Source organism: Nocardia sp. NPDC058114 (assembly GCF_042884695.1).
In the GTDB taxonomy this organism is placed as follows: Bacteria; Actinomycetota; Actinomycetes; order Mycobacteriales; family Mycobacteriaceae; genus Nocardia.
Genome location: NZ_JBHVTK010000005.1, coordinates 496,170 through 515,425, shown reverse-complemented (window position 1 = coordinate 515,425; position 19,256 = coordinate 496,170). Strand labels below are relative to the sequence as shown.

Annotated in this window: 25 protein-coding genes; 4 read left to right on the top strand and 21 right to left on the bottom strand. The window is 65.2% G+C overall.

What is annotated here, in order from left to right:
* The 11 genes from ACFVVI_RS21790 to ACFVVI_RS21740 form a co-directional block, all read right to left on the bottom strand.
* Positions 1–1,086, bottom strand: coding sequence for a BMP family protein (locus tag ACFVVI_RS21790; RefSeq protein ID WP_378993647.1), 1,086 nt, complete (start codon positions 1,084–1,086; stop codon positions 1–3).
* Between the two features lie 74 nt (positions 1,087–1,160).
* A complete protein-coding gene (gene map, locus ACFVVI_RS21785) occupies positions 1,161–1,958 on the bottom strand; it encodes a type I methionyl aminopeptidase (protein WP_378632268.1) in 798 nt (265 codons plus the stop codon).
* Between the two features lie 26 nt (positions 1,959–1,984).
* A complete protein-coding gene (locus ACFVVI_RS21780) occupies positions 1,985–2,530 on the bottom strand; it encodes an adenylate kinase (protein WP_378632266.1) in 546 nt (181 codons plus the stop codon).
* Positions 2,527–3,849: a preprotein translocase subunit SecY gene (gene secY / locus ACFVVI_RS21775; protein WP_378993648.1), complete on the bottom strand. Its 1,323-nt coding sequence runs from the start codon at positions 3,847–3,849 to the stop codon at positions 2,527–2,529. The genes ACFVVI_RS21780 and secY overlap by 4 nt, the downstream gene beginning before the upstream one ends.
* Before the next feature lie 164 nt (positions 3,850–4,013).
* Positions 4,014–4,457 (bottom strand): 50S ribosomal protein L15, encoded by a 444-nt coding sequence (rplO, locus tag ACFVVI_RS21770; protein ID WP_101464424.1) that lies wholly within the window; start codon positions 4,455–4,457, stop codon positions 4,014–4,016.
* A 2-nt stretch (positions 4,458–4,459) separates the two neighbouring features.
* Complete coding sequence (gene rpmD / locus ACFVVI_RS21765; protein WP_056819257.1) at positions 4,460–4,639, bottom strand: 50S ribosomal protein L30; 180 nt, start codon at positions 4,637–4,639, stop codon at positions 4,460–4,462.
* A gap of 1 nt (position 4,640) precedes the next feature.
* Positions 4,641–5,300: a 30S ribosomal protein S5 gene (gene rpsE / locus ACFVVI_RS21760; protein WP_378632262.1), complete on the bottom strand. Its 660-nt coding sequence runs from the start codon at positions 5,298–5,300 to the stop codon at positions 4,641–4,643.
* Positions 5,301–5,331: 31 nt separating this feature from the next.
* Complete coding sequence (gene rplR, locus ACFVVI_RS21755; protein ID WP_266296784.1) at positions 5,332–5,739, bottom strand: 50S ribosomal protein L18; 408 nt, start codon at positions 5,737–5,739, stop codon at positions 5,332–5,334.
* A 2-nt stretch (positions 5,740–5,741) separates the two neighbouring features.
* A complete protein-coding gene (rplF, locus tag ACFVVI_RS21750) occupies positions 5,742–6,281 on the bottom strand; it encodes a 50S ribosomal protein L6 (RefSeq protein ID WP_378993649.1) in 540 nt (179 codons plus the stop codon).
* A 15-nt stretch (positions 6,282–6,296) separates the two neighbouring features.
* Positions 6,297–6,695 carry a 30S ribosomal protein S8 gene (gene rpsH, locus ACFVVI_RS21745; RefSeq protein WP_056818383.1) on the bottom strand — a complete coding sequence of 133 codons (399 nt, stop codon included), beginning with the start codon at positions 6,693–6,695 and terminating at the stop codon, positions 6,297–6,299.
* 267 nt (positions 6,696–6,962) lie between these two features.
* Positions 6,963–7,745: a YoaK family protein gene (locus ACFVVI_RS21740; protein WP_387446504.1), complete on the bottom strand. Its 783-nt coding sequence runs from the start codon at positions 7,743–7,745 to the stop codon at positions 6,963–6,965.
* A 319-nt stretch (positions 7,746–8,064) separates the two neighbouring features.
* On the opposite strand from ACFVVI_RS21740, the gene ACFVVI_RS21735 reads away from it, so the two are divergent.
* Positions 8,065–9,624, top strand: a complete 1,560-nt coding sequence (locus ACFVVI_RS21735; RefSeq protein WP_387446503.1) for an alpha/beta hydrolase — start codon at positions 8,065–8,067, stop codon at positions 9,622–9,624.
* Here the strand turns inward: ACFVVI_RS21735 and ACFVVI_RS21730 are convergent.
* Positions 9,617–9,829 carry a hypothetical protein gene (locus tag ACFVVI_RS21730; protein WP_378632256.1) on the bottom strand — a complete coding sequence of 71 codons (213 nt, stop codon included), beginning with the start codon at positions 9,827–9,829 and terminating at the stop codon, positions 9,617–9,619. The genes ACFVVI_RS21735 and ACFVVI_RS21730 overlap by 8 nt on opposite strands.
* A 181-nt stretch (positions 9,830–10,010) precedes the next feature.
* Complete coding sequence (locus ACFVVI_RS21725) at positions 10,011–10,802, bottom strand: pentapeptide repeat-containing protein (protein ID WP_387446501.1); 792 nt, start codon at positions 10,800–10,802, stop codon at positions 10,011–10,013.
* Positions 10,803–11,001: 199 nt separating this feature from the next.
* On the opposite strand from ACFVVI_RS21725, the gene ACFVVI_RS21720 reads away from it, so the two are divergent.
* Together ACFVVI_RS21720 and ACFVVI_RS21715 are read left to right on the top strand one after the other, a co-directional pair.
* Entirely contained in the window at positions 11,002–12,831 is a 1,830-nt protein-coding gene (locus tag ACFVVI_RS21720; protein WP_387446500.1) for a sensor histidine kinase, read from the top strand.
* Positions 12,828–14,393: a protein kinase gene (locus ACFVVI_RS21715; RefSeq protein WP_379311868.1), complete on the top strand. Its 1,566-nt coding sequence runs from the start codon at positions 12,828–12,830 to the stop codon at positions 14,391–14,393. The genes ACFVVI_RS21720 and ACFVVI_RS21715 overlap by 4 nt, the downstream gene beginning before the upstream one ends.
* Before the next feature lie 29 nt (positions 14,394–14,422).
* On the opposite strand, the gene ACFVVI_RS21710 is transcribed toward ACFVVI_RS21715, so the two are convergent.
* From ACFVVI_RS21710 to rplN, 8 genes are all read right to left on the bottom strand, one after another.
* Positions 14,423–14,806 carry a hypothetical protein gene (locus tag ACFVVI_RS21710; RefSeq protein ID WP_387446499.1) on the bottom strand — a complete coding sequence of 128 codons (384 nt, stop codon included), beginning with the start codon at positions 14,804–14,806 and terminating at the stop codon, positions 14,423–14,425.
* Between the two features lie 21 nt (positions 14,807–14,827).
* Complete coding sequence (locus ACFVVI_RS21705; RefSeq protein WP_387446497.1) at positions 14,828–15,397, bottom strand: DUF3558 domain-containing protein; 570 nt, start codon at positions 15,395–15,397, stop codon at positions 14,828–14,830.
* A gap of 29 nt (positions 15,398–15,426) precedes the next feature.
* Positions 15,427–15,777 carry a hypothetical protein gene (locus tag ACFVVI_RS21700; RefSeq protein WP_387446496.1) on the bottom strand — a complete coding sequence of 117 codons (351 nt, stop codon included), beginning with the start codon at positions 15,775–15,777 and terminating at the stop codon, positions 15,427–15,429.
* Positions 15,778–15,783: 6 nt separating this feature from the next.
* The gene (locus ACFVVI_RS21695) at positions 15,784–16,764 is read right to left on the bottom strand and encodes a hypothetical protein (protein ID WP_387446494.1); all 981 of its coding nucleotides are present in this window, start codon (positions 16,762–16,764) and stop codon (positions 15,784–15,786) included.
* Between the two features lie 263 nt (positions 16,765–17,027).
* Complete coding sequence (locus tag ACFVVI_RS21690) at positions 17,028–17,213, bottom strand: type Z 30S ribosomal protein S14 (RefSeq protein WP_056818387.1); 186 nt, start codon at positions 17,211–17,213, stop codon at positions 17,028–17,030.
* A gap of 4 nt (positions 17,214–17,217) precedes the next feature.
* Entirely contained in the window at positions 17,218–17,781 is a 564-nt protein-coding gene (gene rplE, locus ACFVVI_RS21685) for a 50S ribosomal protein L5 (protein ID WP_056818389.1), read from the bottom strand.
* A gap of 1 nt (position 17,782) precedes the next feature.
* Positions 17,783–18,100 carry a 50S ribosomal protein L24 gene (gene rplX / locus ACFVVI_RS21680; RefSeq protein WP_056818391.1) on the bottom strand — a complete coding sequence of 106 codons (318 nt, stop codon included), beginning with the start codon at positions 18,098–18,100 and terminating at the stop codon, positions 17,783–17,785.
* 2 nt (positions 18,101–18,102) lie between these two features.
* Complete coding sequence (gene rplN, locus ACFVVI_RS21675) at positions 18,103–18,471, bottom strand: 50S ribosomal protein L14 (protein ID WP_056818394.1); 369 nt, start codon at positions 18,469–18,471, stop codon at positions 18,103–18,105.
* Between the two features lie 267 nt (positions 18,472–18,738).
* Here rplN and ACFVVI_RS21670 point away from each other — a divergent pair, with 267 nt between their 5' ends.
* Positions 18,739–19,182: a hypothetical protein gene (locus tag ACFVVI_RS21670; protein ID WP_378993655.1), complete on the top strand. Its 444-nt coding sequence runs from the start codon at positions 18,739–18,741 to the stop codon at positions 19,180–19,182.
* Positions 19,183–19,256: the final 74 nt, after the last annotated feature.

Here is a 19,256-nt window from a genome sequence, read left to right as displayed (position 1 = left end):
CTACAGCTTCGGGGCGGCCGGGGAATTGATCACGATCTTGCCGTCGACGATGTCGCGCCGAAGAGTGGTGAGCTCCCGCTTCAGCGGCTCCGGCACCTTCGCGTCGAAATCATGGAACGGCGCGAGCCCGACCCCGGCATTACTCAGGGTGCCCACGTACCGTCCGTCTGTGACGCCGTCGCCGAAGGCATTGTCGATCGCCACCCGTACCGCGGCGGAGATGTCCTTCATCGACGAGGACAACATGATGTCCTGGTACTCCGGAACCGCCTCGTAGCCATCGGAATCCACCCAGATCATGGAAACGTTCGACGAGTCCTGCACGGCGGAGGCCCCGCCCATGCCGACCGGTCCCGCGACCGGGTGGATCACGTCGGCGCCCTGGGCGATGAAGTTCTCGGTGAGCGAGCGGCCCGCGCTCGTATCGTCGAAATTGCCGGTGAACGAACCGTTCTGGTCCTCGACATCCCAGCCGAGCACGGCGATCGAGGTCCCGTGCGCCGCATTGTACCCGGCCACTCCGGCGGCGAACCCGTCCATGAAGATGGTCACCGCGGGGATCTGCATGCCGCCCCAGGTCGCGACCCGGCCGGTCTTGGACACTCCCGCCGCGAGATAGCCTGCCAGATAAGAGGATTGGGCGGCGTTGAACTCCATCGAGTAGACATTGTCCAGCTCGACGTGTGCGTCGACGATCGCGAAACGCTGATCGGGGTACTCCGCGGCCACCTGTGCCACCGCCTCGGCCATCAGGCCGCCGACGCCGATCACCAGATCGCAGTCGTCGTCGGCCGAGGCTCGCAGGTTGGGTTCGTAGTCGGCGGAACTGTTGGACTGACGGTAGGAGCCGTAGACGCCGGGGTTGGCGTCGATCGCGGCTTTCACCCCGTTCCAGCCGGATTCGTTGAACGACTTGTCGTCGACGCCGCCCGCGTCGGTCACCATGCAGGTCTCGAAACCCGCGTTCGCGGTGCCGTAGGTGTTGCCCGATCCCGTATAGCGCGCGTCCGGCGGCGGCTCACCGCAGCCGACGAGCAAGGCCGAGGCCGCGCAACCGACGGCGACCAGCGCGATCCGGGATCTCATCACTCAGAGATACAGGATCGCGCAGGCGACCAGACAGATTAGAACGATTACTTCACCGAAAAGCCGTCGGTGAACTACTCAGGGCGCAGCGTGAGAATGCGCGGCCCATCCTCGGTGACGGCGACGCTGTGCTCCCAATGCGCCGCGCGCGTCCCGTCGGTGGTGACCACGGTCCAGTCGTCGTCGAGCGTCTTGGTCTCGGTGGTACCGAGCGTCAGCATCGGCTCGATCGCCAGCACCGACCCGACCACCAGGCGCGGGCCCTTACCGGGCGCGCCCTCGTTGGGCAGGAACGGATCCATGTGCATCTCGCGCCCGATGGCATGGCCACCGTAACCGTCGACGATGCCGTACTGCCGGCCGTGCGCCTGCTCGGCCGCGCGCGTACCCAGCTCGATGGCGTGCGAGACATCGGTCAGCCGGTTGCCCGGCAGCATCGCCGCGATGCCGGTCTCCATGGAGAGCCTGGTGGCCTCGCTCAGCAACTCATCGGCCTCGATGATGGTGCCGATGCCGAACGTCCACGCCGAGTCGCCGTGCCAGCCGTCGAGGATGGCGCCGCAGTCGATGGACACGAGATCGCCCTCGACGAGAATGTCACTCGCCGAGGGGATCCCGTGGACCACACGATCGTTGACCGAAGAACAGATCGAGCCGGGGAACCCGTGATAGCCCTTGAACGACGGAACAGCGCCCGCGTCGCGGATCGTCGCCTCGGCGACCTCGTCGAGCTCCAGCGTCGAGACGCCGGGCTTGGCCGCCGCGCGAACGGCGACCAGCGTCGCACCGACGATCGCACCGGCCGCCTGCATGGCATCCAGCTCGCCCGCCGAACGGAACGGCACGACCTTCTTCTTACGGTTGAAGACCATCCGGCCTCAGTACTCCGATCCGCTGATTACTGACCGAGCGCCTTCAGCGCCCGCGCGTTGACCTCATCGACTTCGCCGATGCCGTCGACGGTCACGACCAGACCGTCGTAGTGCTCGAGCAGCGGCTCGGTTTCCTCACGGTAGACCCGCAGCCGGTTGCGGATGACGTCCTCGGTGTCGTCCGCGCGCCCACGGGCGAGCATGCGCTCGACCACGGTGTCCTCGGCGACCACGAAGCACAGCACCGCGTCGAGCGTGGTGCCGTTGTGCTCGAGGATCTTCTTCAACGCGTCGGCCTGATCGACCGTGCGCGGGTAACCGTCGAGCACGAAACCGTTCGCGGCGTCGGGCTCGCCGACACGCGCCTCGACCATGCGGTTGGTGACGTCGCTGGGGACCAGGTCGCCCGCGTCCATGTACTTCTGCGCCTCGCGACCGAGGGCGGTCTGCTGGCTGATATTCGCGCGGAAGAGGTCTCCGGTGGAGATGTGCGGAACGCCCAGCTTCTCTGACAGCAGGACGGCCTGAGTACCTTTGCCGGCACCCGGCGGACCGAGCAGAACAACTCTCACTTGAGGAACCCTTCGTAATTTCGATTCATCAGCTGGCTCTCGATCTGCTTGACCGTGTCGAGACCCACGCTGACCATGATGAGCACCGCGGTACCGCCGAACGGCAGGTTGGCCGCTCCACCGTTGGCACCCATGTCCAGGAACAGGTTCGGGAGAACGGCGACCAAACCGAGATAGATCGAGCCAGGCAGGGTGATGCGGCTCAGAACGTAGTTGAGGTAGTCGGCGGTCGGCTTACCGGGCCGGTAGCCCGGGATGAAGCCACCGAACTTCTTCATCTCGTCCGCGCGTTCCTCCGGGTTGAAGGTGATCGCGACGTAGAAGTAGGTGAAGAACACGATCAGACCGAAGTAGATCGCGATGTAGACCGGGTTGCCCGGATTCACCAGGTATTTCTGGATGATCTCCTGCCACCAGCTCGGATCCGTCGCCGTATTCGAGTTGGTGAGCTGCGCGATCAGGTTGGGCAGGTAGAGCAGCGAGGACGCGAAGATCACCGGGATGACACCGGCCTGGTTGACCTTCAACGGCAGGTACGTCGATGAACCGCCGTACATCTTGCGACCGACCACGCGCTTGGCGTACTGCACCGGGATCCGGCGCTGACCCTGTTCGACAAAGATCACGGCCACCAGGATCACCAGTACGGCGACACACACCGCACCGAAGATCAGGCCACCGTCGGTGTCGAGGATCCGCTTGCCGTCGAGCGGCAGTCGAGCGGCGATACCGGCGAAGATGAGCAGCGACATGCCGTTGCCGACACCGCGCTCGGTGATCTGCTCGCCGAACCACATGACCAGCGAAGCACCCGCGGTCATCACGAGGACGATGATGATCATGCCGAAGATGCTGGTATCGGCGAGAATCGGCTCGTTACAGCCCTGCAACAGCTGACCGCGCGAGGCCAGCGCGACCAGACCGGTGGCCTGCAGGATCGCCAACGCGACCGACAGGTACCTGGTGTACTGCGTCATCTTGGTCTGGCCGGATTGGCCTTCCTTGCGCAGTTCCTCGAACCGCGGGATGACGACGGTCAGCAGCTGGATGATGATGCTCGCGGTGATGTACGGCATGATGCCGATCGCGAACACCGACAGCTGTAGCAGCGCCCCGCCGGAGAACAGGTTGATGAGCTGGTAGATGCCGGCGGATTCACCGCCGGAGACCACCTTCACGCATTCCTGAACGTTCTGGTAGTCGACACCGGGGGACGGCAGCGCGGCACCCAACCGGTACAGCGCGATCAACCCCAGCGTGAAGAGAATCTTCCGCCGTAAGTCCGGAGTCCGGAAGGCCGATACGAAGGCGGAAAGCACAAATCCTCCTGGCGAACGACATGGTCATGCCATGCGACTGAACCACTGGACAGCATGTGGAATCGTCAGCCGATGACGAGCTTGGCAGACAACACTTGGAACTCTAACAGTGACACCGGACGAGCTCGCGACTCGTCCGGTGTCAGCTGCTGACTACAGTACCGTCAGGCCAGTTCGGTGACAGTGCCACCGGCGGCGGTGATCTTCTCCTTGGCGGAGCCGGTCACCTTGTCGGCGGTCACCTGGATGGCGACACCGATCTCGCCGTCGCCGAGAACCTTGACGAGCTCGTTCTTGCGAACGGCGCCTGCCTCGACGAGTTCTGCCTTACCGATGACGCCGCCCTGAGGGAACAGCTCGGCAATGCGGCCAACGTTGACGACCTGGTACTCGACCCGGAAGCGGTTGGTGAAGCCGCGAAGCTTCGGCAGACGCATGTGCAGCGGCATCTGGCCACCCTCGAACGCCGCGGGGACGTTCTTGCGTGCCTTGGTGCCCTTGGTACCGCGACCGGCGGTCTTACCCTTGGAACCCTCACCGCGACCCACACGGGTCTTCTCGGTCTTGGAGCCAGGGGCGGGACGCAGGTGGTGCAATTTGATGGTCATGTCTAGACCTCCTCAACTGTTACGAGGTGGCGCACGACGTTGATCAGACCGCGGTTCTGAGCGTTGTCCTCACGAACCACCGACTGGCGGATCTTCCGCAGACCAAGCGTCCGCAGGCTGTCGCGCTGGTTCGACTTGGCACCGATCGTGCTCTTGATCTGAGTCACCTTGAGATCAGCCATGTCAGGCTCCCTGTCCTGCACGCGCACGCAGCATGCCCGCCGGAGCGACATCCTCGATCGGCAGACCGCGACGAGCGGCAACCTCTTCGGGACGCTGGAGCATCTTGAGCGCGGCAACCGTCGCGTGAACGACGTTGATCGCATTGTCGCTACCGAGCGACTTGGCCAGAATGTCGTGAATGCCTGCGCATTCGAGCACGGCGCGAGCCGCGCCGCCCGCGATCACACCGGTACCGGGCGAAGCCGGACGCAGCATGACCACACCGGCCGCCGCCTCACCCTGAACGGGGTGAGTGATGGTCGAGCCGATCATCGGGACGCGGAAGAAGCTCTTGCGAGCCTCCTCGACACCCTTCTGGATGGCCGCGGGAACTTCCTTGGCCTTGCCGTAGCCGACGCCGACCAGACCGTTGCCGTCACCGACGATCACGAGGGCGGTGAAGCTGAAGCGACGACCACCCTTCACGACCTTGGAGACACGGTTGATCGCGACGACGCGCTCGAGCTGGTTCTTCTCGGCCGCGTTGTCACGACGGTCGCCGCCACCGCGACGATCGCCACCGCCACGACGGTTGCCCTCGGGGCCTCCGGCGTTGCTGTTGGAGTTGCTGTTGGGTCCGGCGGGTCCGTTGCCGCCGTCACGCCGCTGACGTCCCGGCATCAGACGTTCCTTCCGTTCGAAATAACAGTCATCAGAACTTCAGCCCACCTTCACGAGCGGCATCGGCCAGCGCCGCGATACGGCCGTGGTAGTCGTGACCACCACGGTCGAACACGACCGCCTCGATACCGGCAGCCTTGGCACGCTCGGCGATCAGCTGACCGACCTTCGCGCCCTTGGCGGACTTGTCGCCCTCGAGCGCACGCACGTCGGCCTCGATCGAGGAAGCGGCGGCAATGGTCTTGCCCACCGAGTCGTCGATCAGCTGAGCGTGCAGGTGCCGCGCGGAGCGGTTGACCACCAGGCGCGGACGCTCGGTGGTGCCTTCGACCTTCTTACGAAGACGGAAGTGACGGCGGGTCTTCGACAGGCGACGCTTCGTGGAAGCGTCCTTGCCCAGCGGAATCCGCTTCGCCTTCTGGTTAGCAGTTTGCGCCATGATCACTTACCCGTCTTTCCGACCTTGCGGCGAACGACCTCGCCGGCGTAGCGGATGCCCTTGCCCTTGTACGGGTCGGGCTTACGCAGTCCGTGGATGACAGCGGAGATCTGACCGACCTTCTGCTTGTCGATTCCGGACACCGAGAACTTGGTGGGCGATTCCACCGCGAAGGTGATGCCTGCCGGGGCCTCGATCGGCACCGGGTGGCTGTAACCGAGGGCGAACTCGAGGTTCGAACCCTTGGCCTGAACGCGGTAACCGACGCCGAAGATTTCCATCTTCTTCTCGTAGCCCTTGGTGACACCCTCGACCATGTTGGCGATCAGGGTGCGGGAAAGGCCGTGCAGCGAACGGTTCGCGCGCTCGTCGTTGGGACGAGCAACCTCGAGCTCATTACCTTCACCCTTGGTGACGATGATGGGCTCGGCCACGGTGTGCGAGAGGGTGCCCTTGGGCCCCTTGACCGTGACAACCTGGCCGTCGATGTTGACGTCGACGCCGGCCGGAATCTCGATGGGCTTCTTACCAATACGCGACATTTGTCCTGACCTCCCTTACCAGACGTAGGCGAGGACTTCGCCCCCGACGCCCTGCTTGGCCGCCTGACGGTCGGTGAGCAGACCGGTCGACGTGGAAATGATCGCCACGCCGAGGCCGCCGAGGACCTTGGGCAGGTTGGTGGACTTCGCGTACACACGCAGACCCGGCTTCGAGACGCGACGCAGGCCCTGCAGGCTGCGCTCACGGCTGGGGCCGTACTTCAGATCGACGACGATGGCCTTGCCAACGGTCGCGTCTTCGGTGCGGTAATCGGCGATGTAGCCCTCACGCTTGAGGATCTCGGCGATGTTCACCTTGATCTTCGAGTGGGGCGCCTTCACCTGATCGTGGTACGCCGAGTTGGCGTTGCGCAGACGCGTCAAGAAGTCTGCGATCGGATCAGTCATGGTCATGGTTAGACCTCGACACCTTTCTCGCTGCGGTTCCCATGCAACATCTCCCGCACTCTCACGCGGTCGACCGTGGGCCTACAACAATTCGGCTGGTCCGGTCGGCACTTACCGACCGGATGAGTTCTCTTGCGAGCTCTCGGCGCCTGGCACGGTCCCACCCGCGCCGAAGCGCGCAGCGGACACAGATCTGCCCAGGCAACCGCTCTAGTGTAGGCAACGCCGTGGTCAGGACCAAACTCGGGGGCCGACGGACCGGGGCGATCTCCGTCACGCGGCGGTGTGGCCGGCCCTCCCACCCGTCTTGTAGGTGATCAGGATCGCCACGGCCGAGACACCGGCGGCGACGATCAGCATCATCTCACCACCCACCACCGTGCTCATCAAGCCGCCGAGCAGGGCGCCGACGGCGAACGCCGCGTACTGCATGCCGTAGCCGAGCCAATCGCGCGCACTACCCCCGCTGACATGGCTTTCGATGCCCTGGCTCAGTTTCACGACTGTTCCGGTGGCATAGCTGAGCGGAACGCTGGTCTCGCCGTTCTTGACGAACGCGGTGTTGAGCGCGCCCACCGCGAACGCGACGAACGCGATCGGGATGAACCCCACCTCCTGGCCGCCGGTGCGGTCGAGGGCGAAGTCGACCACCGCGGCCACGGCGAGCGCCACGGTGGTCACCACGGACGCGCCGTAGTGACCGCGCCGCCACAGCCGCCGTCGCAGCAGCGAGGCGACGAACACACCGAGGCCGAACGAGAAAAGCAGCGTGATCGCCCCGGTGGCCAGCAGCTGATCATTGTCGAACCAGCCGAGAACGGCGCGCTCGGTATTACCGGTCATAAATGTCACGAAATATCCGGCGGAATGCGTATAAGCGGCCGCTCCGATAAATCCGGCCAAAATAGAAAGAAACGCGACCATCGGCATCGCGCCGGCCGGAATTCCACGCAGAGACACCCGGTGGGCCACGTCACGTGGCTTGTTTACTGTGGTCGGGGTCACGAACTCACATCCTCTGCATTCACTCGGCAAGGGATCGACATTGACACCCATCTGCTCGCTGCATTGTCACGCAACGACCTCGACAGTAGCCACGAAATTAATTGCCGACCAGCAGGGAGATCACATTCTCGGGAAAGACACAGAATTATGAGGAGCCGGTAATGCCGCGGTAACCCAGAAATCCGAGGACAATTCTGTGGACGACCACATCCACCGCCGCGCGAAGGAACCCGACGACCTGCGGCGATGCCGTCCGATCTGCATCGTCGATCGAATTGTGTTCGATACCAACCACTTTGCGTTAGTAAGCGCCGCTCACGAATGTGGTAGCTTCGCGTGGTTCGTCGGAACCGCGCAGGAGGCTCGGCCGTTGTCTTCCCACTGTGCACGCCGCCGGGGCTCGGCTTATCTGCTCGCCGTACTGCTCGGGATCGGCGCGCTCGTCACGCCCGCGCGCGCTTCGGCCGATTCCTACATCGACCAGCTCGCCGAGGGTGCCGCCACCCCGACACTGGCGTGGGAGTCCTGCGCGGACGGGTTCGAATGCGCGCTGGCTCAGGTGCCGATGGACTACAACAGCCCGCAGGCCACGCAGATCGACCTGGCTGTCATCAAGTTGCCCGCGTCCGATCCCGCGCGCCGCGTCGGCACGTTGTTCGTCAACTTCGGCGGACCCGGCCCCTCCGGCGTCGACCGCTTGCGCGAGCGGGCCCGCTGGCCGTGGCTGTTCTCCGACGAACTGCGCGCCCGCTTCGACCTGGTCTCCTGGGATCCGCGCGCGGTCTCGCGCAGCGCGGGCACGCAGTGCTTCCCGAGCGCCGATGAGCAGGCCGCGTATCTCGGTTCCTTCCCCGGCACACCGACCGATCCGGGCGACGAGCCCGCGTTCTTCGCCGCCTCGGCCGATATCGCGACCCGCTGCGCGCAGCACGCGGGGCCGATCCTGCGCCACGCCTCCACCGCCAACACCGCCCGCGACCTGGACCTACTGCGCCGCGCGGTGGGCGATGAGGCGCTGACCTACCACGGCATCTCCTATGGCACCCAGGTCGGCGCGGTTTACGCCAACATGTTCCCCGGCCGGGTCCGCGCGATGGCGTTCGACGGTTCGCTCGACTTCGAGGGCAATGTGAACGGCCACGGCGCCGACGGCGTGAATCTGCCGCTCGACACCCGCCAGGGCGTGGCCGCCGGCATCGCCGAAACCTTCGACACCTTCCTGCGCGACTGCTCCGCCGCGGGTCCACGCTGCGCGTTCGCCGCGGGCGATCCGAAACTCAAGTGGATCGCGCTGGCCGAGCGGGCCCGCCTCGCGCCGATCACGGTCGCGGGCACGCCGTGGACCTTTTCCCAGATCGTGAGCGCCGCGGGCAGTCTCTCCCGCCCCGACACCTACCCCGACCTGGCGATCCTGCTCCAGAACCTCTTCGACGCGGCAACAGTCCTGCCCGCCAGAGTCCCCGACGCCCTCTTCGCGGAGAACCACCCCGCCAATCGAGTCGAGGCCTTCTACACCATCCAATGCTCCGACAGCACCGTCCCCACCGACCCCGCCGTCTACAGCCGGGTGGCCGCCGCCGAAGACCTCCAGTCCCGCTACTTCGGCCGGATCGCCGTCTTCAACGCCACCCCCTGCGCCTTCTGGCAGGCCGAGGACCGGGACCGCTACACCGGCCCGTGGAACCGCGAAACCGCCGCCCCGATCCTCGTCCTCAACAGCCGATACGATCCCGCCACCCCACTACGGGGAGCCAAAGCCGGTGCGGCCCAACTGAACCGGGCCCAGGTAGTCGTGATCGAAGGCGCGGGCCACAGCTCCATGTACGTCCAGAGCACCTGCGCCGAACACCTCAAACGCGACTACCTGTTCACCGGCCAGCTCCCGCCCGCCGGCGTCAGCTGCGGAATCGACCGCTCCCCGTTCAGCTGAGCAGGCAGAGCAGGTCGTAGAGCGGCGGCTTCTCCACACTCCCCGTGGCGAACAACAACTGCGCGATCGGCGAACAGATCAACTCCGTCTCCGACGACCCCGACCCACCCCCGGACCCGGAACCGGCGCTGGGGGCGGCGGATGCAACAGCGGGCGCCCCGAGGAGCGCGACGGAAAGAACAGCGACTGTGGCGAACTTCTTCATGCGCCAAGAGAACACATCAGCCCTCACCCCTGGAGTGAAATGCATATATTTCATCCAGTGCTGGTGACAGCTCACAACGTGGAAATGCGCGAAGGCACGGACTTCACTGAAGTAGTCCGTGCCCTCCCGAGAAGAACTGGTCGCCGACTGATCCGAGGACAGTGGCGTCAGCTCGACCCGCCTAATTGATCACGGGTGGTACATGGATCTCCGCGCAATCCGAGTGCGTGAAGTTGCCGAACGCGTCGACGTGATTGTGCAGCGTGCACCCCATGAAGCCGTCGCGGCCCGGAGGCCCTGACTCGCCCCGATCCCCTTGGTGCCCTCTGGGGCCACGCTCCCCCTGCGCGCCCTGCTGTCCCGCCGGTCCCGCCGGTCCGACACGACCCCGCTCCCCCTGCTGGCCGCGCGGCCCCTTGGGGCCCGGTACCAGCCCCGAGGCTTCGTTCACGACCGCGTTGGTGAAGTTGGCCCGGGTCACGTCGGCGAATCGCAGGTCGGCGCCAGTCAGATTCGCGTTTTCCAGATTCGCCGTGACCAGGTTCGCGAGCCCCAGGTTCGCCCCGGACAGCTTCGCACCGGTCAGGTTCGCACTGGTCAAGTTCGTCATGAACAGGTCCACGTCACGCAGATCCGCGCCGGACAAGTTCGCACCGGACAGGTCGGCGAAGGAAAGGTTGTGACCGCGCAGATCCTCGCCGGACAGGTTCGCACCGTGGCAGGACGTCTTGCGTCCCGCCAACTCAGGGTTGGCAACGATTGTGCACGTGCCGTGTTTCGGCGCGGCGCTCGCCATCGCGGCGCTCGTCCCGAGCCCCATGGCGGCCAACACCACACTCAACACGAGCACAGCGGGCCGACGGGCGGCAGAAACTCGCAGCGCTGCCTTCTTGTCCACATTCTTTGTCATGACCTTCTCCTCGAGATGTGCCGCCCGATGGTGGCGGTTCGACGTGCCACCAGTCAGTAACACACTTCAAAAATAGGTTCTGTACAGCAGTTTTCTCGTCCGGGCAGGTACTGAGATCCCTACGGGGGAGCACGGTTGTGCTGTGCTGCGCTCGGGACATTCGGTCGCTGATCAGCGCAGTTCCGGCGCGGATCGAGTGGATAGTTGTGTGCGGGTTTCCGGCAGAGGATCCTGAAGAGGTCGGGTAGTTGGAGGCTGTTCGATGACACCTCGTTCGATCGCGCTCATCGGTGGTGTGACGGCCAGTGCCGCCGCGTTGAGCGTCGCCGTGGTGTTGTCGGTGGACTGGTCGGAGGTAGCGCTCTACGACCCGGCCAGAATCCTGTTGCTCGGCCCGCGCGAAGCCTTCTCGGCGGCTCAGCATTCGCCGAAGTTCGGGCAGGTCGAGCTCGTGCTGTTCCTGCTGACCGGGGCATCGTTCGTGGCGTCGGGACTGTTCACCTGGACCAAGCGGCCACACGAGCTGGCCGGTCCACTGTTCGTGGTGGCGGGATTGGTGTGGTTGGCCTGCGGCGTCCGCCGGTCCAGTGACCCGGTGTTGTTCACCGCTGGTGCTGTCCTGACGAATATCTATCTGCCGGTGATGATTCCGGTGCTACTCGGCTTCCCGTCGGGTCGGCTGCGTCAACCGTGGGAACGCCGGTACGTCCGGCTGTGCTGGGCGCTGGCCGTGTTCGGTGTGTCGGCCGAGTGGATGTTCTTCGACCCGCGGGAGGTGCCCGCACCGCACCGATCGACCTCGGTCAACCTATTGCTGATTCGCCACGATCCGGTGCTCGCCGATCGAATCCAGCTCATCGTCGGTGCATTCGCCTTCCTGATCGCCGTCACTGCCATCGTCGTCGTGATCAAGCGGTGGCGATCCGGCACCGCGGCGTATCGATCGGGCTTCGCCCCCATCATGGTGCTCGCGACGGTCGCCGGAGTGAGCGTCCTGTGGCTCATGTTGACTGCGATCCGATTCCCCGGTTCGCTGCACGGTTGGACGCTGAATCTGCGCTACATCCCGATGGTGCTACTACCGATGGCCATCGCGTTCGGGCAGGTCCGGTATCGCATGGCCAGGACCGCGGTCGGTGACGCCATGGTCGAAATCGGCGCGACCCCGATCAGTTCGGGTTTCGTCGAGGCACTGCGGCGCGCACTGCACGATCCCACCCTGGCACTGTGGAACTTCGACGCCGATCGACGCGGCTACGTCGACGACCAGGGCATCGCCAGGGTACTGCCGCGCGGCACAGGTCACCGGGTGGCGACGATCCTCGAACGGGACGGCGCCCCGGCTGCCGCCCTTGTCTATGACAAGCATTTACAGACCGAACCCGAACTGCTGGCCGCTGTACGCGGCGCGACCGAACTCGCCCTCGATCACGAACGGCTGCGCAACGATCTGCAGGCCCAGCTCGCCGAGGTACGTCGCTCGCGCGAGCGCATCGTGGCAGCCGGCGACGCCGAGCGACGCCGGGTCGAACGCGATCTGCACGACGGTGCGCAACAACGTCTGGTCGCCGCGGCCCTCCTGCTGCGTCGAGCTCAGCGCACAGCGGACACCGAAACCCGGGGTGATCTGGTGACGCTCGGCGCCGCCGAACTGGACACCGCGCTCAGCGAGCTCCGCGAGCTGGCAAGGGGCGTGTTCCCACCGATCCTCGCCGAACGCGGTCTGACGGCGGCGCTGACCTCACTCGCCGAACGCGCCCCGATCGCCGTAAGGATCCACGGCACACTGGTTCCGAGGCCACCGGCCGGGGTGGAGCTGGCCGCGTACTTCATCGCCGCCGAGGCCGTCACCAACGCGGCGAAACATTCCGACGGCACGCACGTCGATATCCAGGTCGGCATCGTCGACGAGGCCGTGCGGCTCGTGATCGCCGACGACGGTCGCGGCGGAGCCCAGGTCGGACCCGGCGGCGGCCTGAGTGGCTTGGGTGATCGAGCCGCGGCGCTCGGTGGGCACCTGCGGGTGGACAGCTCGTCCGGCGCGGGCACAGTCCTCACCGCCACCCTTCCACTTCGCGGGGGTGACGCATGAGAGGGTGCGACCTGGAAGCAGGCACGGTGTTCGCGGGCTACACCATCGAGCAGGTGCTGGGCGCGGGCGGCATGGGCTGTGTCTACGCGGCTCGGCACCCCACACTGCCACGCACTGTCGCACTCAAAATCCTGCATCCCTCGCTGACCACGGACGACTACGTCCGTACGCGATTCGAGTTCGAAGCCGACCACGCCGCCCGGCTGGAGCACCCCGCCATCGTGGCGGTCTACGACCGTGGCCGCGAGGGCGATCGCCTCTGGATCGCGATGCAGCTGGTGCCGGGGACCGATGCGGCGCGCCTGGTGCGGGACGGGCCGGTAGCGCCGGAGCGGGCCGTGCGCATTGCTGAAACGGTCGCGGCGGGCCTGGACTACGCGCATCGGACAGGTGTGTACCACCGCGATGTCAACCCGTCGAACATCCTGCTGGCCGCGCCCGACCAGCCGGGCGAGCCCGAACGGGTGCTGCTGACGGATTTCGGCATCGCCAAAGCGCTCGACGACACCGTGCACCTCACCAGCGCCGGGATGATGGTCGCCACCATCCGCTACGCGGCCCCCGAACAGATCGAAGGACGAACCATCGATCATCGGGCCGATGAATACTCGCTGGGCTGCACACTGTTTCATCTGCTCACCGGCCGCCCGCCCTATCCAGGACCGAGTCGAGCGGCCATTCTGAACGGCCACCTCAACGCCCCGATTCCACGACCGAGCGCGCTGCTGGACACCCTGCCGAGGGCATTCGACGCGGTAATCGCGCGGGCGATGGCCAAGCTCCCTGGCGACCGCTATCCGGACTGCGGCACGTTCGCGGCCGCCGCGCGGGCGGTACTCACCGCGGCAGCCGACGCCACCGCCGAACATGCGACGGTCCGCCACCACCAGGCGCCGACCGCACCTTGCCTGCGCGTGGTGCTCGCCGACGACTCGGCGCTGCTCCGGCAGGGAATCGCCCGATTGCTCGAGGACGAGGGCATGGAGGTGACCGGGCAGGCCGGCGATGCCGCGGCGCTGCTGGGCCTGGTCCGCGCGCACCGCCCCGACGTCGCGGTCGTCGACATCCGGATGCCACCGACCTGCACCACCGAGGGCATCGATGCCGCCGTAGTCATCCGTCGCGACTTTCCCGAGACGGCGGTGCTGCTGCTGTCGCAGTACATCGAAACCGAGAGCGTTCTCGACCTGCTCTCGGGCGGCGCGCGCAGCCTCGGCTATCTGCTCAAAGACCGGGTTTCCGATATCGACGAGTTCGTGACGGCCCTCCAGCGGGTCGCCGCGGGCGGCTCGGCGATCGATCCCGACCTGGTCGGCCGCTTGGTCTCGCGACCGCACCACGGCGCCCTCCCACTCGACGCGCTCTCCACCCGCGAACGAGAAGTCCTGCGACTCATGGCCGAAGGCCGCTCCAACCGCGCGATCGGCGCCACCCTGTTCCTCGGCGAACGCACCATCGAAACCCACGTCCGCAGCATCTTCGTCAAACTCGGCCTACAGCCGGAACCCGACGACCACCGCCGCGTCCTAGCGGTACTGACCCACCTCCGGGTCTGCAACTGAACGCGCGAAGGCGGTAGGTACTTCATCCATCAACGTTGGTTCCAGAGAACCAACAGCAGTGCGTCAGCGCCGAGGACCACCACGGGAACGAAGTACTGCCATGGCCAACTCCACCGCGAACGCAACACGATGAAGACCAGCGCTGCCCCGGCCCCTCCAGCCGCTACCAGCCCGAATCTCCATGCGGGATTCTCGGTGTCGAATACTCCAAACGCCGCGACGATCACCGAGAAAAGTACGGCGCCCTGCTGCAAAGCCTCCCTGACCCAGTGCGCGACAACCATTGCCAGCCCATATCCGAGGACCGGTGCAAGCTTCTTTCTCCGCTGTCCGCTATCGGCGTCGTCGTAGGCCGCCGCCGCCTCGAGACCTTTGCGATACAGCGGATCAGCTTCCCGCTCTTCCTCGTTCACCGGTTCACCCCCACACAGTTCTCACTCGGTATCGAGAATGCCGACGACGGAGTGGGCGATCGCGGTGACGTCATCGCAGACATTCGACGTGTTCTTCGATGAATCGACCAGGGTGATGTCCAAGACACCGTCCTCGGATTTGACGGCGATCGCACAGGTCCGCCCGGCCTGGGGCGACTGATAGACCGCCGCGCCCCGCCCGCCGACCACTTCGTTCGCCAGAACAGGCCAATTCTTGTCGGCACGAACCTCGTCGATGGTCCGGTTGCTCGATCGGACCGAGAGGAGACCGACCGGAATCATCGTTCCGTCGACCCCCTCGTTCCGTATGAAGTCGCACCCGATGGTTGTCAGACCCGCCGTGACGACGCCGCCGGACCTGGCCCGGGTGGCAGGATCGAAGCCGATCCGGGTGACGACGTCGTCGCCCAGCCGAGTACACGGATCGAGTCGCACCTGCCCCGGGCCGCTCTGGGAGGGTGGCGCGGCGACCGTCACCGCGATCGGCGGGGGCACGAAGGTCGTAGGAGTTGGCCCGCCAGAGGCAGATTCACCGGCACCACAGCCCGCGACAAATGCTCCGCAGGCCACGACGCAGACTGAGCCGACTAGCTTTCCGATCACCGGTACAGCTCGGCGGGCATGCCGTTCGGCCCGACCCCCGCGCGTGCCGCGGCGCCGTGCTCGGCCTGCATCGCATCCAGATGAGAAATAACCAGATCCGAATTGCTGGACTGCCCGGAGAACAGGGAATCCCAGGTCTCGCCTCCGCCGGACACCAGCCCGGCGGCCGCTTGCATATCGGCGCCCAGTTCGCCACTGGCGGCCTTTTCCTGCAGGCCCTGCCACACCTCGGCGGGAACCTGGCAGGAGGCTTTGAAACTGGCGAGTTGCCGCTCGAGCTCACCGAGCGCGGTGTCGATGGCCGACACGGCAGCCTTGATCTTCGAAGCGTGGTCTACGGTTGCCATCGTCTGTCACGACACCTTTGCGGGTTCGGCCGGAAGTGCGTCCCGGGAGAGTACGTCCTGTGCTGCGATGATGGAATCCTTGATCAGCCTCAGCAGCGACCAGAACAACATCAGAACCTTGCGGGCCTGATTGAGGACCGACACTGCCTCCATGGCGGTTCGCACCATCTTGACCTGGCCCCAGAGCGGGACCACAGCGGCTCCCCACCCTGCGCCCGCCAAGGCGATCACGGTTTTGATCACGTCGACCACGACCTGCGCGAGCTTGACTGCCTCGTTGACGGCGTCTCGCAGATGACTTCCCATCTGAGTCATCGCACTCCGCTGGCTGGTCCAGACGGTGTCCCAGTTCCCGAACAGCGTGGCCTGCGCGGTGGCAGCCTGACCCGTCCAGGTCTTCGCGATATTGGTTTGCCCGTGCTTGATGTTGGTCTGGATGTTCTCGAGATATTCCTCCAGCCGATCCCACGACGCGCTCTGCGTCCCGGCCTCGGCGATATCGCCGGCGATCCAGGTGGTGATGTGCTCACGCGGGTCCGGACCGCCGACCAGCTCGAGGAGGTCACAGACCTTGTCCATCATTCTGCCGAGCGAAATCTCCGGCAGGGTTCGCGTATCACGCGTCGGCATATTCATGCCAGGAACTACACCGTCGTTGAATCCGGCGGCCTCGCCGTCATCGGTGCGGTTCATCGTCTGCCCGTTGTCGAGCTTCGCGATCTCACCGGCCCAGTTGCTGTCTACACGGACATATTCCTGACCTGCGAACGCCAGCGCCTGCTGGGTGGTCGCCAGCCGCTTCGAAGCAGTAGCCAACGCATCATGAAACTTGGGCAGGAGTGCGGCGTAGTCGGCCGTGATGATCTCGAGGATCCTTCCGAAGTCCGTCGACGTCATCCCGATGAGCGAGCAGGTGTACGTGTTATCCATATATTCGCTGTTCCGGCCGACTTGGGCCGCCCACCCGTTCAGATCGGAAATCTCCACAGAGAATGACGTCACGGCTCCCCCGAACTATCGAGATGAAATTTCAAAGTTTCGCTGCGCGTGAGGATTTCACTCTGATTGACCCCCCGCCACGCGCCCCGACCTTATTCACCCGGCCGAGCCCGAGTCAAGATGTCCGAATCATCCGATTCATTCCATATCGACCGCCCCCTGAACGCGCGAAGGCACGGACTCCCGTCGGGAGTCCGTGCCTTCGTCGATATTTCGCCTAGGCGGCGGGTGCGCTCACGAGGAGCGCAAGCTCACCAGGAGCTCTTGTGCACGCCCGGAAGCTCACCGCGGTGCGCCATTTCGCGGACGCAGATACGGCACAGGCCGAACTTGCGGTAGACCGCGTGCGGGCGACCGCAACGCTGGCAGCGGGTGTACGCGCGGACGGCGAACTTAGGCTTGGCCTCCGCCTTGATGCGCAGTGCTTTCTTAGCCATGTGCTCAGTTCTCCTTGAACGGGAAGCCGAGGTGCTTCAGCAGCGCGCGGCCTTCTTCGTTGTTGGTCGCGGTGGTGACCACGGTGATGTCCATACCGCGCGGGCGGTCGATGGAATCCACGTCGATCTCGTGGAACATCGACTGCTCGCTGAGGCCGAACGTGTAGTTGCCGTTGCCGTCGAACTGCTTCGGCGACAGGCCGCGGAAGTCGCGGATACGGGGCAGCGCGATGGACACGAGACGGTCCAGGAACTCCCACATACGGTCGCCACGAAGGGTGACCTTCGCGCCGATCGGCATGCCCTCACGCAGCTTGAACTGCGCGATCGACTTGGTGGCCTTACGGATTTCGGGCTTCTGGCCGGTGATCAGCTCGAGGTCCTTGACGGCACCGTTGATCAGCTTCGCGTCACGGGCGGCGTCGCCGACACCCATGTTCACGACGACCTTGACGACGCCGGGGATCTGCATCACGTTGGCGTATTCGAACTCGCCGTTGAGCGCGTCCTTGATCTCGGCGCGGTAGCGCGCCTTCAGCCGGGGCTGAGTCTGCTCAGAGGTGGTCATGTCAGATGTCCTTCCCGTTTTTACGGGAGATCCGGACGCGCTTGCCGGACTCTTCGTCGGTGCGGTAGCCGACGCGAGTCGGGTTACCGTCGGAGTCGACGACCATCACGTTGGAAACCTGGATGGGGGCTTCCTGGGTGACGATGCCACCCGAGGACGCGCCACGCTGGTTCGCGGAATCCGCGACGTGCTTCTTGATGCGGTTCACGCCTTCGACGAGAACCTTGCCGGTCGCCGGGAAGGCCTGAATGACCTTGCCCTTGGCGCCCTTGTCCTTGCCCGAAATGACGAGCACGGTGTCACCCTTGTGCACCTTCATAGTCAGAGCACCTCCGGGGCCAGCGAAACGATCTTCATGAAGCGCTTGTCACGCAGCTCGCGGCCGACAGGGCCGAAGATGCGGGTGCCACGAGGATCGTTGTCCGGCTTGATCAGCACGGCAGCGTTCTCGTCGAACTTGATGTAGGAACCGTCCGGACGACGACGCTCCTTGGTCGTGCGAACGACGACAGCCTTGACGACGTCGCCCTTCTTCACGTTGGCGCCGGGGATGGCGTCCTTCACGGTGGCGACGATGATGTCGCCGATACCGGCATAGCGACGCGACGAGCCACCGAGCACGCGGATGCAAAGGATTTCCTTCGCTCCGGTGTTGTCGGCGACGCGCAGTCGCGACTCCTGCTGAATCACTTCAGCACCTCCTGGACCTGGATGTATACGTACGCCGGATTGCCGACCCGACGCACATGGTCAGTCACCCTCCGGACGCGCGCCTGCCAGCGGAAATACCTTCCACTGGGGGTTCACTGCCGGATTGCGAGGGCATAGCTCCCGCAGGCAACCGTTCTAGTGTAGGTGAACCCCCAGCACGAACCGAATCGGGGTGCGTCGACCAATCTGAAGTAGATATGTTTCAAACTGGCTTCGTCGCGCACGGCCCGTTGCTAACGTCCCGCCATGAACATCACCCTGCCGATGAGGCGCCGGCTCGCGACCACGGCCGCCGCGTTCGCCGCCGTCGTCACCATGGTGGCACCGCACGCGAGCGCGGGCCCCGTCATCGACATGCTCACCGACACGCTCACCGTCGGCTGCACCTCCAAGATCGACGTCGTCGGCCTCGACAACTATGTCGGCGCACAGGTCGACTTCCTCGCCAACGGCAAGTTCTTCGCCAGCGACACCGTCGACCTCGAGGTGAACGTGGCGGGCGTCACCGTCGCCAAGGCCACGGCGTTCTACCACGTCGAAACCGAGGTCGAGGTGCAGCTGTCCCTGCTGCTGCACGCCACCGGAACACCGCTGGTGACCAAGCGCGTGCCGACGGTCATGCGAATCGTGAACGCGGGCAGCGGACTCGCCTGCGACCTGGCGACAGGCAGCTCGAGCCTGTCTTCCTAGCCACCACTCCACCGAGACGGCGTCGCGCCGGTAGCCTGTGCGAGCTAGCTGGATCGCAACAAGCAGGGTGCGGC